This is a genomic window from Endozoicomonas sp. ALD040, assembly GCF_049275945.1.
GTDB lineage: Bacteria > Pseudomonadota > Gammaproteobacteria > Pseudomonadales > Endozoicomonadaceae > Endozoicomonas_A.
The window spans coordinates 4616104-4632133 of record NZ_CP184829.1; the positions used below are offsets into that span (position 1 = coordinate 4616104).

The window sequence follows — 16030 nt, forward strand, 5'->3', positions numbered from 1 at the left end:
CCGACAGGCTGCTAGGATTTATGACGAACTTAAAGAGAATTATCACAGTAAACATGCTGCAGTTTTGGCTTTTAAAAAATCAGACAGAGTACAGTTATGAATATTTCCAGACCCGTCCTGGTGGTTGCTCTACTCTCGACAACGTATGCTTTTCCCTGTCATGCTTTCGCCATTGATGGGCCAACGGACAGTACCCTGTTCAAAGATTTTTCAAGCTGTTCTCAGTTAACCGGTGTTGATAGAGGCGTGTGCAGTGCTCATTTATCTGCTTTTAAGAAACTCATCAGAGAAAAAAACAGTCAGGTATCTCCAACAACGTCTTTCCCGGTTGCTTACTCAAGTATTTCTCCAAATAGCTCCCTGAGCACTGCTCCAAGTACCTACTTAATAGATGAAACGTTCAATATTAGAAAAATATCCGCTACGACAAAAAGACTGGGTCATGAGATTTTTAGAACTGGTGATCCAACCTTGTTTATCTTTGATGCAGAGCAAGTCCCCGGAAAGGGGCAACCGGCCATCTATGAATTACCGTTGAAAGGTGGCGTCAGTGGCAGTTCCGGAAGTGTCAACAGTTTTCAGTTACCGAATAACTCGGCTTTTGTTGGGAACGGCGCGACTGTTCGGCCTCAATTTGTTATTGAGGGCGGTATACAGAGTCATTACGTGATGTCGGCACCCAATAATGATTCTGTCTATTATTTGGCGAATATTGAAATTGATTCCAGGAATCCTCGGAAAAAGGCTGTTAGATCAACGACAGCTCCTACAGGATACCCGGCGGTTACAACTCCCACTTCAAAGGCTCACATACCCGCAGGCGTTCTGAACCTGAAGGGCGCAGGTATCTTTTTTGCGGATAACATCAAGGTAGTACTTGATCCGGCGGATAATCAGGATGATATTGATCTGGTAAAACTGGGGTGTACAAATTCTGCTGACAGGAAAGGAACAGAAGAGCGTTTTATCTATCGATTTACGGAGACCAAATTTGATCTCCAGAAAAGCCTGAAAGATGTAACACATTTTCAAAATGCTGCATTGAGTGTCGATTGCGATGAGAAAACAGGGTATGTGGAGTTGACCATGAAAGACACTACAACAGTCATATTTGTACCCACTAAAACTTTGTTACCCCGTCCGACACATAGCAATGGTGTCGTGTTCTCTATGAATTTAGCGCCTAGAGAAGATGTACTACGCCTGGATAAATCTACCTGTAACAGCGTCGTTGATCAGCATGGCAATGATTTATCGGTCGACTTAACAAACAAATTTCATCCAGATCATTACATGGGTGGTGTCCGGGGCGTCAATTACTGTTCTGATATCAAAATAATGCAAGGAGCTTTTGGAATAAAAGACAGAGAGGAAGCATGGGGCTTGATAGTTGTTGATCACACCGATATGCACAGCTGTTCGACTGCATTGGATAAGCGTTATCAATTGGGATTTGCTCCTGTGAGTGCATGGTCGAAGGCAGGCTTTGATGTTGCCTGCAATTGCACCATGCCAACATCAATTTCATTCAGTTCATTCCCAACCTATCCTTACACAACGCAGGTAGCATACACTTCACCCACACAGATTCCGGGTAAAGGTGCTCTGGCTATTGACAGTAACGGCACTAGAGGATTGACCGAATTGGAGAAAGCAGGCATTGGTATTGCCGCAGTTACTTTGGATCAGGCCATTACTCATTGCTGGTTCTATCTTTCAAGCCGTATCAAGCAGGCCTGGATAAGGCATACCAGTCAGGTACTAGCTGCTACTTTAGGTTTGGGTATTCCGGCCATCCAGTTGCTACCGAAATGTAAAAGTGGATTGAAAAAAACAGATATAGAGATCGGCCTATTGAAAGATCCCGCTCAACAGATGTAGTTTGTCGAAAAAATACCAGAGGGCGATACCTTTATTTATAAAATATCCGGTCTAGGATATATAACGTTCTTAATAAGGATTGTAACAGTATGGATGCTTCTGTTTCAGCTATTAAAAATTAGACAGAGTGCAGTTATGAATATTTCCAGATCCGGGCAAGGGGCTGTTCTATTGTTAGCAATCCATACCTTCTCCTGTCATGCTTCTCCCACAGCTTGCTCAACGGAAAGTTCCATATGTACAAAATTTTCAAGTTGTTCTAAATTAGCCAGTGATACCGATAGGAGCTTTTGCATACACCATTTAGATGCTTTTAAGGATCTCATCAGGCAAAAGAACAATCAGGTACCTCCGACAACATTTACGCCGGGCACTTCTCCAGGTACCCCCTCAGTGTCTGCGCCCATTGCTGAAACGGTCGAGATAAGAAAAATATCCGCTACAGCAGAACCATTGGGTCAAGAGGTTTTTAAAACGAACAACGTTCCAACCCTGTTTATCTTTGATGCAGAGCAATCGTCAGGAGAGGGGCAACCAGCCGTTTATGAGTTGCCACTTGAGCCCATCAGTCGCGGTTTCAGAACAATCGATAGTTTTCAATTACCGGATAACTCGGCTTTCGTGGGAAACAATGCAGATATTCTGCCGGAATTTGTGATTGGGAGAGGCAAATATCATCATTTCATGATGTCGGCAACCCATAACAATTCTGTCTACTATCTGGCGAATATCGAAATTGATTCCAGAAATCCTTTAGATACGGGGAGGGGCTCAGCAAAAGGGCAGCCGTTTACAACCGCGACCACACAGAATCATACTCCGCTAGGTATTATGGATCTCAGGGGTGCGGGTATTTTTTTTGCTGACAACATTAAAGTGGTAATAGATCCAGCGGATAGTGATATGAGAATCGGGCCGGTAGACCTGGGCTGTACCAATTATGCTGACGGGGTTGGAACCGAAGAAAATTTCATTTATCAATTTATACACTCTGAGTTTGATCTGTCAAAAGCTGACCAAGGATCAAGACGTGGTCAAAACGCTGCATTGAGTGTTAGATGTCTTCAGAAAAAAGGGCAAGTGAAGTTGACCTTGAAAAACACTGAAACAGTCTTATCTGTACCCACTGGCAGGACAGCAACCGTTTCACCAAAAAGCAGTAGTGTGTTGTTCTATATATCCTTATGGGACAGAGAAAACGTTCTGAGCTTCGTCGATTCTACCTGTAATAGCGTCATTGATCAGCTTGGCAATGATTTATCCATTGACCCGGATAATCCATCGGATCCTGATCACTACATGGGTCACGTCTTTAGTAGTAATCACTGTTCTGGCATTAAAATGATAAATGGTGCGTTTGGATTAAAAGACAGAGAGCAGGCATGGGGTTGGGTGTCGGCGCCTGAGCTGGTCGGTAAGCGCAGCTGCTGGGCTGCGAATAAGAAAGCTTATAAGGCTGGATTTGCTTCAGTGAGCGAGTGGTCTTCGGCAGGTTCTAATGTTGCCTGTCATTGCAGTATGCCAACATCTACTTCATCCATTTCAAACACTTCAGTCAGTTCATTCACAACTTCTTCCTATACGACTCAGGTTTCACCCGCACTGACTTCTGATGTTGTTGATACAGGCGCTCTGGTTATGAATAGGACTGATGCCGCAGGATTAAAGGCATTAGAAAAATTAACCACGGGGGAGAAAGTATGCGTTGGAGCTGGCGTGTTTCTTGCCGACCAGATCGTTACTCAGTCCTGGTTCCATCTTTCAAAACGGATCAGGCAAGCCTGGATAAGGCATACCAGTCAGGCATTAGCTATTACGTTTGGTTTGGGTTTTCCGGCATTTCAGTGGCTACCGGGATGTATCAGTGGATTGAGAGGAAGGTCAGGGCACGCCGTATTGGGGGATAAGGAGCCATTGGGATATCAAGATATATTTGAACCACGATAGCAGCCTGTCGGACTTAAGACTGTCCTACTGCGGTTGCAATAAATTGGTCTAAAAATCCCTGTTTCTTCGTCAAATAGCTCGCTATTCTCCTCAGAAACAGAGATTTTTATCCTCAATTTCTTGCAATCCTCGCTACGGACGCTTAAGTCCGACAGGCTGCTAGGAGCCCATATGATCCGCCTCCGGAAGGTTTTTCTGAACCCTCCACAATTCGGTGGTCCGGGTTATTTACTATGGGACAGGACTTTTCCTGTATTTATGAAATATCCGGTCTAGGATAAATAACGCCCTTAAAAAGTATGGTTAAGGAAAGGATACTTCTGTTTTAACGTTTAAAAATCAGACAGAGTGCGGTTATGAATATTTCCGGAATCGGGTTAGCTGTTGCGCTATTGTCAGCAATTTATGGCTTCTCTTGTCATGCTATCACTACTGTTGGGCCAACGGTCGGTTCCGAATATACAAAGTTTTTAAGTTGTTCAAAATTAACCAGTAGTTTCGACAGAAAGGTGTGCAGTCAACATTTACCCGCTCTCAAGGCTCTTATCAGGAAAAAGAATAATCAGGTATCTTCGGCAACACCTTCCTCAACCGCAGCTCCAATTTCTGAGACGGTCTGGATAAGAAAAATATCCGCTACAACAGAAAGATTGAGTCATGAGGTTTTTAGGGTCACCCATCCAACCTTGTTCATCTTTGATGCAGAGCGATCATCAGGAAAGGGTGAACACGCCGTCTATGAATTACCACTCACAGAGCCTGACAGTGGCAATCCCAGGATGACCAGGAGTTTTCAATTGCCTGTTAATTCGGCTTTTGTGGGGAACAGAGAGGATATTCTGCCTGAATTTGTGATTGCGGGAGGCATGCAGAATCATCACGTGATGTCGGCAACCTATAATGATTCCGTCTATTATCTGGCGAATATCAAAATCAATTCCAGAAATCCTCAAGAGCAGGGTGGTTCATTAGCAACAGCTGCCACAGTATCCCCCGGTTCAACCCCGACCACGCAGTATCATGCGCCTCCGGGTATTCTGGATTTGAGGGGGGCAGGTATTTTTGTTGCAGACAATATCAAGGTGGTACTTGATCATGCGGATAATGGGATGAGGGTTAATACAGTAGACCTGGGGTGTACTGATTATGCTGATGGGAGAGGAGCAGAAGAGTATTTCATTTATCAATTTACAGACTCTGACATTGAACTTCAGCCAGGGTTAAATAATGTTCATAACGCTGCATTGAATCTTGAATGTTATAAGGAAACAGGGCAACTGCGGTTGACTATGAAAAACACTACAACGGTCTTGTCTGTATCCACTGAAACTGATGCTGCAGGACGCGGGATGCCCCAGGGCAGTAGTGTGTTGTTCTCCATTAGCTTGTTGCCTAAGGAAAATATTCTGAGCTTTTTTAATTCTACCTGTAACAGTGTCGTTGATCAGTTTCGTAACGATCTATCCATTGACCCTGCTAATCCATCGGATCCCGATCACTATATGGGCGGCGTCTTTGGCAGTGACTGTTCTGATATCAAAATGGTTCAGGGAGCGTTCGGATTAAAAGACAGTGATCAGGCATGGGGTTGGATACCGGTTGAACATGCCGAAAAAGAGAGCTGTTGGGCTCAATATGAGAAGAGTTATCGAGCGGGTTTTGCTCCAGTGGGTGTATGGTCTAAGGCAGGTTTTAATGTTGCATGCACTGCTTCTCCCTTTGCAACTCAGATACCTTACACAACGGCTGATGAAGATGCTCTGGTCGGGAATAAAATCAGCAGATCAAAATTAACCGGATTAGAGATCATAGGTATATGTTGCCTGTTCGGCGGGAGCCAGTTCATTGCTCAAATCTGGTTCCGGCTTTCAGACCGTATCAGGCAAGCCTGGATAAGGCACACCAGTCAGGTGTTGGCGGCTACATTGGGTTTGGGTCTCCCAGCACTCCAGTTGGTTCCGAAATGTGTCAGTGGATTGAGAGGGTACAGTGTATCGCCGATAAGGCACTCTCTGTTACATGATGATTTTGATTCACTCTAAGTACCCCATCGTACGAAATCACATTTTCTGACCTGTTTTTCAGGCGTTCGTGGCAACTGCTCCTGCGTTGCTGTAATTCCTCATTCGGTTAAAAAAATACGACAATGGATATTCTTTTTGCTAGAGAAGACTTTGCCTTTATTTATTAAATATCTGGTCTAGGATGAATAACGGCCCTAGGAAGGATTGTTACGTTAAGGACGCTTCTATCTTGACTTTTAAAAAATCGACAGATTACTGTTATGATAATTTTCAGGTTAGATATAGTAGTTGCTTTACTGTTATCAATTTATGCCTTCCCCAGTTGTGCTTTTCCTGCCGTTAGTTCAACGGTCAGCTCCACATATACAGAGGTTTCGAGTTGTTCTGAGTTGACCAGTCGTGTCGACAGAAACGTGTGCAGTCATCATTTAGCCGCTTTCAAGGCACTTATCAGGGAAAAGAACAATCGTCTTTCTCTAATTCCTGAAACGGTCATGATACGAAAAATATCTGCTACATCAGAAAGATTGAGTCATGAGGTTTTTGAAACGCTCCATCCAACCCTCTTTATCTTTGATGCAGAGCAATTACATGAAAAGAAACAGCCAGTCGTCTATGAATTGCCATTGACAGAGGATGCCAGAATCAGCCACGAAGGGGGATCAACTTTTCACTTGCCGGATAACTCGGCTTTTGTGGGAAATAGAGCGGATATTCTGCCTGTGTTTGTTACTCAGGGAGTCTTACAGGATCACTTCGTGATATCGGCGACTCACAGTGATTCTGTCTATTATCTGGCTAATATTGAAATTGATTCCAGGAATCCCCAAGTCTTGAATAATTCATCAACAGTGGCTCTGGCTGGGTCTTCCGAATTAACTCCAACCAAACAGAATCATCTACTGGCAGGCGTTCTGAATCTGATGGGTGCAGGTATCTTTGTTGCGAACAACGTCAAAGTGGTGCTGGATCCGGCAGATAATCAGATGCGGATTAAACCGGTGAAACTCGGGTGTAGAAGCTTTGCTGGTGGGAGAGCATCAGAAGTAAACTTCGTCTATCGATTTATGAATTCTGAATTTGATCTTCTGAGAGGCGTAAAAGGACGGAAAGATTTTCAAAACGCTGTACTGAATGTTGAGTGTTTTGAGAAAACAGGGAAAGTGCAGTTGACCATGAAAAACACTAAAACCGTTATATTCGTACCTACTGACGGTAGAAGTTACTGTTCAGGTATCAAAATAATTCAGGGAGCGTTTGGATTAAAAGACAGAGAACAGGCATGGGGTCTGATAGCAACGGATCATAACGATAAGCATAGCTGCGTGGCTGAATTGGGAAACGGTTATCATACAGGCTTTGCTCCAGTGAGCGAATGGTCTGAGACAGGCTTTGATGTTGCTTGTAATTGTACTACGCTAGAGCCTGCTTCATCCGCGTCATCCATTTCACCCAATTTATTAACAGCCTCGCCTTATACAAATCTGGTAGTCAACATTTCATTTATAGCCGGTTCCGATCCGGATACAGGTGCTCAGGTTATCAATAATGAGATGCAAGCATTAACCTATCAGAGAGCCGCAATTGCAGTCCTGATTCTTCTGGATCAGGCCATCACTCATACCTGGTTCTTTCTTTCATACCATATCAAGCAGGCCTGGATCAGACACACCAGCAGGGCGTTAGCATCTATAATGGGCTTTGGTCTTCCTGCATTGCAATTGACATACTGCAGAACTGGAGTGGTAGGAGAGACAAAGCTCTCCTTATTGTTCTGGCTATTAAAGGATCAGAATCAACTTTAGTTTGTGGTTTCATGCCCCGCCACCCTGACGGGGTAATTGATGTGTTGAAAAAAAGCCTGAGCTTTCAGGTGTGGTTGACCATAAACTCATAATTTTGAGCTTCTTTGGCAGGTATGATATTGACGCTCTCGGTTTGGGGATCAAAAACAATAGAGACTTCACCTGATTTCAATAACCCAAGTACCTGCTGAATACGACTCTCCTGATCCTGCTCAAAACCGTTGTCGGTCCCTTCCCGGCTGACAAATTCAGCAATCAGGTTGTGCAGTGTTTCTGTGTTTAGTTCCTGATAAGGAATAATCATTCTTCAGCTCCTGAAGATGGCCCTATGGTTATAATTCCAGATCGGTGACCAGAAAGTGGTCTCCCCTGGACTCCCAGACCACATTAACGTCCCAGAGTGCGAAGCCATGCCTTCGCCCGGTGGTATCTCTGAGGTAGGCCGGGCGTGGATCCTGCCCCAATACCTGTTGAATCAGTTCCACCAGAGAGCGTCCGGTCCGGCGTTCATAAGCCAGGCATTTAATCATGGCCTCTTCGCTGAATTCCACTGCTGCCATGATGGCGGGTAAAGGTGCAAAGCCACCTTTAGCTTCTGGCAGAGCATCGGCGTAGGGCAGGTAGGGTTTGATATCAATAACCGGTGTGCCATCCAGCAGATCAGCTTCTGCCAGTCTCAGTATCAACTTGCCGTTCCCCGATTGGATGCTTTTCAGTTTTACCACAGACAGGCCAATAGGGTTAGGACGATGGGTCGAACGAGTGGCAAAAACGCCCATGCGCTGTTTGCCGCCAAGTCGGGGAGGGCGAATGGTAGGGCGCCAGCCTTGATTCATGGTTTCGTGAAAAACAAAATGAACCCAGAGGTGAGAGAAACCTTCCAGACCACGTACCAGGTTCTCCTGGTTGAAGGGTGGTAACAGTTCCAGCTCTGACTCTGCCGCTGTGACAATGCCCGGTTGGCGGGGGATTCCAAATTTTTGCCGGTAGCAGGAGTGAATCACTCCAATTTGTTGAAACTGGAAACTGCTTTTGCTCACATTTAACCCGTAATCGCTGTTTTGACCGGGCAATATAATGGAAAAATGAGGCTCTTAACAGGTCTTAGCCTCATGACGGGTCATTGTTTCAAAGCAACTGTGCTGGGCCTGATCAGGATTTCTTTAGAAAGATCAGGAGCCTGACAGAGACTATCAGACTCCTGTTGTTTTCAGGAAGTCTTTTTTCTCCAGAAGGTTGCCTGGGCAAGGGTATGCTGGTGTTTTCTGGCGGTTTCCCGGATGACAAAAGGAATATCTCTGGGTGGTTTAATCTCCTCAAAATGTTGGCCCAGAACTCTTTTCAGCCCGTCATAGGTTGTCAGGGCCTCACCATTCTCACGTATTCCTCCCAGCCATTTATCCTTTGACGTGTATTCTTCCAGCCAGGTATAGGGCGAAGTCAGCACCAGCAGTCCCTCCGGACGGATTCGCTCATGAACAGAAGAAAGGAATTTATGGGGATCGTTGAGTCGATCAATCAGATTCCCGGCAAAGACAAGGTCATAGTTATTGTATTTGGTTTTGAGATTACAGGCGTCTCCCTGGGTAAACAGAACACGACTGACATCAATGTTATCGGCAAAGTCAGTCAGTTTGGCTTCACGGTATTCACCCAGTTCTCCCTCAAAGGGCACAAAGTATCGAATTTTTCCATTCTGCTGAAGCCTGGAGGCCGCAGAGATAAAACGAGCTGAGAAGTCGATTCCATCAACATGTTTGAACCAGCGGGCCAGCTCAAAACTGCTTCTCCCTACCGAGCAGCCCAGATCCAGTGCCCGGGTGCAGTTGAGGTCTGTCAACAGCTCATGGCAGACTTCGGCACAGGCCCGGGGGAAATTTTCAACACCAAAGTAGCTTTCACCATAATGAAATTCCAGATACTGAGCCACCAGCACATCGGTTTCGTAGGGGTTCAGGTTGGCATTAAGCTCAGCAGTGGATTCAACATAGCGAAAACCGGCATGCTGGAAAAAATGTCGCCTGAAAGCATATCGGGAATCCCGGATCGCATAGTTTCCTGTCGAGATCCAGCAGCCACCTTTGATCAGGTTATGCCGGCCGTCAAATGTGGGGGTTGAAAAGTCATCGTAGTAGGGATGAACCTTGAAGCCTTCAAAGGCATCAATGGGAGTCATTGTCCATTGCCAGACATTGCCAATGACATCATAAAAGTCCCCCGTCCTGAACTGGTTAACCGGACAGGAAGAGGCCCAGTATTCGAGGTTGATGTTGCCAGGAGCCTGTTTCCAATAAGGTTGGTCTGTATCAATGCTGTCTCGCAAACAATACCATTCAGCTTCGGACGGCAGTTGTATCTGCAGCCCTGTCATTTCTGACTTCCATCGGCAGAAAGCCTGAGCCTCATGGCAGTTGACATCCACGGGCCAGTTCCAGGGCATGTCTATCTCTTCCAGCATGGTCCGGTATCGGTAATTTTCATCACCGGGAACCCAAAACTCAGGGTGAATGGCTTCGGCAAAGGTAGCCCACGCCCAGCCCTCGTCGGTCCAATATTTTTCGGCGTTGTAGCCCCCATCCCGGACAAACTCAAGAAACTCCTGGTTGCTGACCAGGTACTGGCTGGCCTTGAAGGCAGGGATAGTTTCTTCATAGTGACCGTATTCGTTGTCCCAGCCATAAAGAGCATGATCATATGGCTTGCCGAGAATCTGGTGGCCACCGGCATGTTCAATCAACTGATTTTCCGGCGCTGCCCCGGAAGTTTTGCAGGGTTGCCAGTCCGGGTGAGGCGTGACGTAAGCCAGGGGTAGCTGACGAATGAGAACCGATGAGGTCTCCAGGTGGATGCGCTCATGCTCAATGCCCATCATGATCAGCCAGGCTGGACTTTCCCAGGTGATGGGTATTTCCAAAGGCATGGTTTCTATAAATTCAACGATGAGTGCCCTGACTTTTTGACGGTATTCCTTCATGGCTGGAACCGTTGGCCAGTCGTAGTTGTTTTCGTCCAGATCATCCCAGGACATTTCATCAACGCCGATGGCTACCATTGCCTCAATATCGGTATCTACTCGTTCATTAATCAGGCGGGCAGCAATCAGTTTGTTGATAAAAAATGCTGCGGTATGGCCGTAGTAGAAAATCAGGGGGTGTCTCTGGGAAATAGCCTTACGATAATAGGCCTCATCACTGGTGAGTGTTTCAAAAAGACGATCGTAGATATCGTAGGTTTCGCAGAAATACTGAATCAGTTCCTGGCGTTTTGCTTCCGGAGTGCCTGAATCGAGTATCAGCGTTCTTGTGGGGATCTGGAGTGGCGAGGTGTTTTCAGTAGACGTCACATTTGGCACGAGCTAACCTCCAAAGCAATTTAACAATGCGTTACGGTTTGACCAGAGACTATTAAAATATCCTATATGGTCTAGAGCTTAAAGGCAGTAGTATCAAGGTTGACCGATATGTCAATTTCAGCCAGTTGACTAATGCCTTTCGCGCTGCCACAGATCATACGTTTTCAAAGTGTTGTTGGATGACAGGTTATCAATGGATTGCTCTGGAAAGAGTTGAAAGGTCTGTCAGTTATTCAATGACAGACCTATATAATCCATTCAGGGTTTGAACTCAGCTATTGCGGCCCTGATCCTGCGAATGCCTTCCTCCAGAGTAGATCGACTGCAGCCAAAGTTCAGTCTCAGGTAGTCACGGTCTCCAAACTGGGCACCGGGGGAGAATCCCACACCGGCATCTTCAAAGAAGCGGTGTGGATCATCCAGGCCCAGTTCGCTGACATTAATCCAGGCCAGGTAGGTAGACTGCAGTGGCAGCATACTTAAGCCCTTAATGTCATTGATTTCGGACATCAGTAAATCGTGGTTACCCCGAAGATAGTCGAGCAGACTCTGGCGCCAGGGTTCGCCATGTTCGTAGGCGGCTCTGGCAGCCGTGAAGCCTATCAGCATGTTATCCGGATCAGGGACGATACCCTTGCGCACTCTTTGAAATTCCATGCGCAATGTGCCATCTGGTATTACGGCAAAGGCACAGCCAAAGCCGGCCAGATTAAATGTCTTGGAAGGCGACATCAGGGTGATAGATGTGTCCCGGGTGAATTCACTCAGACTGGCATAGGGGATGTGTTCGGCATTACGATCAAGAATCAGGTCGCAATGCACTTCGTCAGAACAGACGACAATGCTGTACTTTTTGCAGAGCGCCTCGATAGTCTCCAGTTCTTCCCGGGTAAGTACCCGGCCATTGGGGTTCTGAGGATTACATAGCATCAACAGCCGGGTGTCGTCGGTGATCCTGTGTTCAAAGGCTTCCAAATCCAGCTGCCACTGATTGTCCCTGATCACCCAGTCCAGTCCGATCATCTGGCGTCCTCCCAACCTGGGTGCCATCAGAAAGGGGTAGTAAACCGGCAGAGGCACTGCAACGGTCTCTCCGGGACCAGCGACGCTTCTCACCGCAATATTGAGTGCGGTCACCAGTCCCGGCAGCCAGACAATCCAGTCTTTTTCAATCTGCCAGCCGTAGAGGTTTTGCATTCGCTCGACAATTCGATCTTCCAGACCCTCATCGGCCAGGGTATAGCCAAAAACACCGTGGTCAACACGTTGTTGCACAGCTTCAATGATTTCAGGGGCGGATTTGAAGTCCATATCCGCCACCCAGAAAGGCAAGATATCTCTATCTTTGTAGCGATCCCACTTAAGGCTTGAGGTATGACTTCGGTCGATAAAAGTATCGAAATCTGTGGACACGGATACTTCCCCCGGGGTTGGATTGAATGTGTTTCACTGATACTACCTGCAGTCAGTCTTTTTTGAAATCTGATTTATCAGGATGGCTTTGCCGATTTTATCCGTTTTGCTGTCTCGCTGGTCAGCTCAGGGTGGTAAATCCTGCCAGGAGGCTGGAAAATCACGGTTTTGTAGACAATGCTCAGAGAACCTGAAGTTTCTCTGTGGAGAAGTCCCGAGTTGATTGCCAGAGGCGTTGTCTATTCGCTGTTGTCAGGAGCCTTGTTGGGGAGTCTGATCATTCTTCCTGGATTGATGTCGGAATATTCTGCTATTGAGCTGGTAGCAGGACGCTTTGCAGTATTTGGTCTATGGGTATCTATCATTGTCCTTTTTCGTCGCGAGATTATTAAAAGAGTCCGGCAAGATGGTATCGTGCCATGGATTTGGGTGGCCCTGCTGACGAATCTTCTTTATTACCTGTTTCTTGTCATCAGTATCCGGAGCCTCGGCGGCGTTTTTGCCTGTATTCTGATAGCCGCCTTACCCATGATTTTTCAGAAATGCTTTTTGGAAAGAAAGGCTGCCAGCCAGCTCACTATGCCTCTACTGCTGTTGATTGGAGCCTTTTTTCTGTTGATTTCCCAGAAGTTTGATCAGGTTAATCCGGACTCACATGAGCAGAGTATGGTCTATGGATTGTTCTGTATACTGCTGGCGAGTATCTGCTGGCTCACAGGTACCCGCATACAGTTATTAATGGCTACTGAGCGCCCCGATATTGATCCTTCCGATCGTTATCTGTTAACCGGACTGGGCTCTGTATTGGCATTGCCCATGATTTATCCACTGACCTGGCTGGACCACCCTGAATTCACCCTGTTTTCGGGAGGTGTTGTCAATATTGACTGGGCTTACTTCGGAGGAGGGGGGTTGGTAGCAGGGATATTAGCCACCGGTTTGGCCCGGATATGCAGACGCAAAGCAGTGTCGCACAACAGTGATTCAGGATTTTATCCCTGCACAACCCTTGAGGTTTTATTTGGAGTGCTTTTTGTCTTCATGCTGGAAGGGCGCATACCCAATAATCAGGAGTGGGCAGTCATTGCCATCCTGGTTTCGAGTATGGCTCTTTTTTACCGGAACCGAACTGTTTCTCAATTTAATACCAGCTCAGGATAGTTGTTTCTGATCTCGTCCCGGTTACCTCTGAAGAGAATTCTTTCCTGTTTCTGCTCCAGCTGATACTCGTACATGGGGTCATAGTAGCCAACCAATAATTGCTCAATCAGTGGCCGATAACCATCAATGACACCATGAACTTCATGTTGCTGAAGGGCTGAAGAGAGAAGCTCTCCCAGCTCCTGATAACGGGCTCCACCCAATCTTCTGCGAATCCGGCAAAGGCTGTCAGTCAGCCCCTCGCTGAAGCGGGCAAAGCCCTCTTCTTTGCCGTAAACGTTCTGGTATTCGGCCAGGTTATTGCTGACATACTCCTGAAGACCTATCTCTACACGCTCTTCTATAGAAGCTTCCAGCAGAATAATGGAGGACTTTTGCATCTTGTTGCTGAACACCTGGGACAGGCTACAGCGCCCGATCAGCTTGCTTTCGTCTTCCAGAAGCAGAGCGCGCCCTGGTTTAAAGTGGCGGTGCTTGAGCATGGCGATAGAAAGACGATTTTCAAAGTCAATCTGAGTGGGCTGGCCACCATAACGACGACCGAAGCTCGACCCCCGATGGTTGGCCAAATCCTCCAGATCAATGCTGTCTTCAATGTCATAAATCAGACGAGTTTTGCCGGTACCGGTTTTGCCACTGAGAATCATAAAGGGAATGTCTTCAACAGACTTTTCCAGTTCATCGATCAGGAACCTTCTCAGTGCCTTGTAGCCCCCTTTGATCAGAGGGTAAGGGGATCCGGACTCGGCCAGCCAGGATTGGGTAATATGAGAGCGCTGACCGCCACGAAAACAGAATAGGTAGCCTTCTGGATGCTTTTGTACAAATTGCTGCCAGTGGGTCACTCTTTCATCACGCACATCGTCAGTGGCTAGCTGATAACCCAGGGCGACGGCAGCATCTTGCCCCCGCTGCCTGTACTCAGTACCAATCACTTCACGCTGGTAATCATCCAGGATTGGCAGGCTGGTCGCCAGTGGGAATGAACCTTTGTTGAATTCAACAGGAGCCCGAACATCCATCAGTGGCACATCATTCAGGAACAGGGCGAGGTAGTCGTGAGTATCCGGGCGTTGCTGGGTCATAAGGTTCCGTAACAGCTCAACGGGAGCGGGCTGGGTTCTTGTCCAAAAGCCCTATAGTTTCGCTGGAACCTGTCTGTTTAAGCAAGTGTGGATTGTTTCTATCGGATATAGAAGGGCAGAGTACAGCCAAACTTACCGGAACAAAACCAGGCAGCACAATACAGGCTGTGTATAGGAATCAGAGTTTGGCTGCTGTGTATATCTGAGTACAACATTCTGCACAAGGTTTACATCGCCATAGCGATTGCCCAAATGGCTTTCTGACAACAGGTTTTTAACATTTGATGAGCATTAAAACTGCATGATTTCTATTTCAAGCTGTCTGTTGCCTCTGGGTTTGGCTTTGTGGAGAAGGTGGTAGAGGCTTGCTAAAGATACGAACGTAAAAAAGCCCAGACCGGTGGTTACTGTAATAATTGTAGGGTCAGGTCTGTATCCAAAGGCAGCAACAATTGACATAGGCAGTTTTTCACGACTGAGTATTTCATAACTATTGCCAACGATTAAATTTTTTCCCAAGTCCCAGAGAGTGCTCGATTGACCCGCAATTTTTTCAAATTCATGCCAGGCATTCGAGAACAGTCCAGCTCCCAGACTGGCGATTACAATCCATGAAAATGCTCTCAAACAGGCGCTATCGGTTTCCGGGTTGAATGGTATTAGTTTTGTAGCAATGACTCCCATAGGAATAAAAGACAAGGAAATGGCTTCGTATTTTTTATCAAGGATCAGCGGTAAGGTGGCCAGAGCGCCTTCTCCGGCTTCGCGAAAAGTATATGAGACAACATTGATCAGCAACCCTGACAAGAGAAGTTCTTTTTTACCTGTGACACCTCCAGCGAGCCCGAGAGCCCAGCCACCAGCGCAGATGCTGGCTTTTAATGATGTTAAGCCAGCAATAAGTTCAACCCATTTCTCGGGGATTTCCATCCCTGACTGCGAGAGTAAGACACCCGAAGTGAATACACCGCCCATGGTAATGAGACTGGTGCCAAGCGCTGTCCCCAAAATCTTATATTTGGCTTCTGGTTTAACTCTGATAGAGCCCTCAAGGAGTACGAACATCTCCACGCCTTCCATAATCCAGATAGCAACGCTGGTAAGAAGCGGCTCGGTACCTTGTTTGCTTTTTTTGGCGACAGTTGCAGTAGAGCTTTCACATCCCAGTTTATCTTTAATGGCGTTAAAGTCAGAGCTGTTATTATAAAACACAGTTGAGTTATTCGGGTTGTTGATTTCTGAGCAGACAAAGGCTTTCAGCTTTCCTCTGTTCTCCCCGCAGCTGATATCGTCTGATGCTGTCTGCGGCAGTCTGGTGCTCATGGAAACCCTATCCGGTAGTATGATATTGAATTTTGAAGC

11 protein-coding genes are annotated in these 16030 nt (G+C 46.6%); 5 read left to right on the forward strand and 6 right to left on the reverse strand.

Going from position 1 to position 16030, the window contains the following annotated elements:
* Positions 1 to 96: 96 nt before the first annotated feature.
* From ACOJUN_RS17395 to ACOJUN_RS17410, 4 genes are all read left to right on the forward strand, one after another.
* Positions 97 to 1881 (forward strand): hypothetical protein, encoded by a 1785-nt coding sequence (locus tag ACOJUN_RS17395; RefSeq protein ID WP_422133179.1) that lies wholly within the window; start codon positions 97 to 99, stop codon positions 1879 to 1881.
* A gap of 393 nt (positions 1882 to 2274) precedes the next feature.
* Positions 2275 to 3828, forward strand: a complete 1554-nt coding sequence (locus ACOJUN_RS17400; RefSeq protein WP_422133180.1) for a hypothetical protein — start codon at positions 2275 to 2277, stop codon at positions 3826 to 3828.
* A 356-nt stretch (positions 3829 to 4184) separates the two neighbouring features.
* A complete protein-coding gene (locus tag ACOJUN_RS17405; RefSeq protein ID WP_422133181.1) occupies positions 4185 to 5870 on the forward strand; it encodes a hypothetical protein in 1686 nt (561 codons plus the stop codon).
* Positions 5871 to 6346: 476 nt separating this feature from the next.
* Positions 6347 to 7657 carry a hypothetical protein gene (locus ACOJUN_RS17410; protein WP_422133182.1) on the forward strand — a complete coding sequence of 437 codons (1311 nt, stop codon included), beginning with the start codon at positions 6347 to 6349 and terminating at the stop codon, positions 7655 to 7657.
* A gap of 64 nt (positions 7658 to 7721) precedes the next feature.
* On the opposite strand, the gene ACOJUN_RS17415 is transcribed toward ACOJUN_RS17410, so the two are convergent.
* The 4 genes from ACOJUN_RS17415 to ACOJUN_RS17430 form a co-directional block, all read right to left on the reverse strand.
* On the reverse strand, positions 7722 to 7961 hold the full coding sequence (locus tag ACOJUN_RS17415; protein WP_422133183.1) for a YheU family protein: 240 nt from the start codon (positions 7959 to 7961) through the stop codon (positions 7722 to 7724).
* Positions 7962 to 7989: 28 nt separating this feature from the next.
* Complete coding sequence (gene tsaA / locus ACOJUN_RS17420; protein ID WP_422133184.1) at positions 7990 to 8697, reverse strand: tRNA (N6-threonylcarbamoyladenosine(37)-N6)-methyltransferase TrmO; 708 nt, start codon at positions 8695 to 8697, stop codon at positions 7990 to 7992.
* Positions 8698 to 8867: 170 nt separating this feature from the next.
* Positions 8868 to 11009, reverse strand: a complete 2142-nt coding sequence (gene ovoA / locus ACOJUN_RS17425; RefSeq protein ID WP_422133185.1) for a 5-histidylcysteine sulfoxide synthase — start codon at positions 11007 to 11009, stop codon at positions 8868 to 8870.
* Between the two features lie 258 nt (positions 11010 to 11267).
* Positions 11268 to 12422 carry a MalY/PatB family protein gene (locus tag ACOJUN_RS17430; RefSeq protein ID WP_422133186.1) on the reverse strand — a complete coding sequence of 385 codons (1155 nt, stop codon included), beginning with the start codon at positions 12420 to 12422 and terminating at the stop codon, positions 11268 to 11270.
* A 177-nt stretch (positions 12423 to 12599) separates the two neighbouring features.
* On the opposite strand from ACOJUN_RS17430, the gene ACOJUN_RS17435 reads away from it, so the two are divergent.
* Positions 12600 to 13583 (forward strand): hypothetical protein, encoded by a 984-nt coding sequence (locus tag ACOJUN_RS17435; protein ID WP_422133187.1) that lies wholly within the window; start codon positions 12600 to 12602, stop codon positions 13581 to 13583.
* On the opposite strand, the gene mnmH is transcribed toward ACOJUN_RS17435, so the two are convergent.
* Complete coding sequence (gene mnmH, locus ACOJUN_RS17440; protein WP_422133188.1) at positions 13559 to 14668, reverse strand: tRNA 2-selenouridine(34) synthase MnmH; 1110 nt, start codon at positions 14666 to 14668, stop codon at positions 13559 to 13561. The genes ACOJUN_RS17435 and mnmH overlap by 25 nt on opposite strands.
* Before the next feature lie 291 nt (positions 14669 to 14959).
* Complete coding sequence (locus ACOJUN_RS17445) at positions 14960 to 15880, reverse strand: hypothetical protein (RefSeq protein WP_422133189.1); 921 nt, start codon at positions 15878 to 15880, stop codon at positions 14960 to 14962.
* Positions 15881 to 16030: the final 150 nt, after the last annotated feature.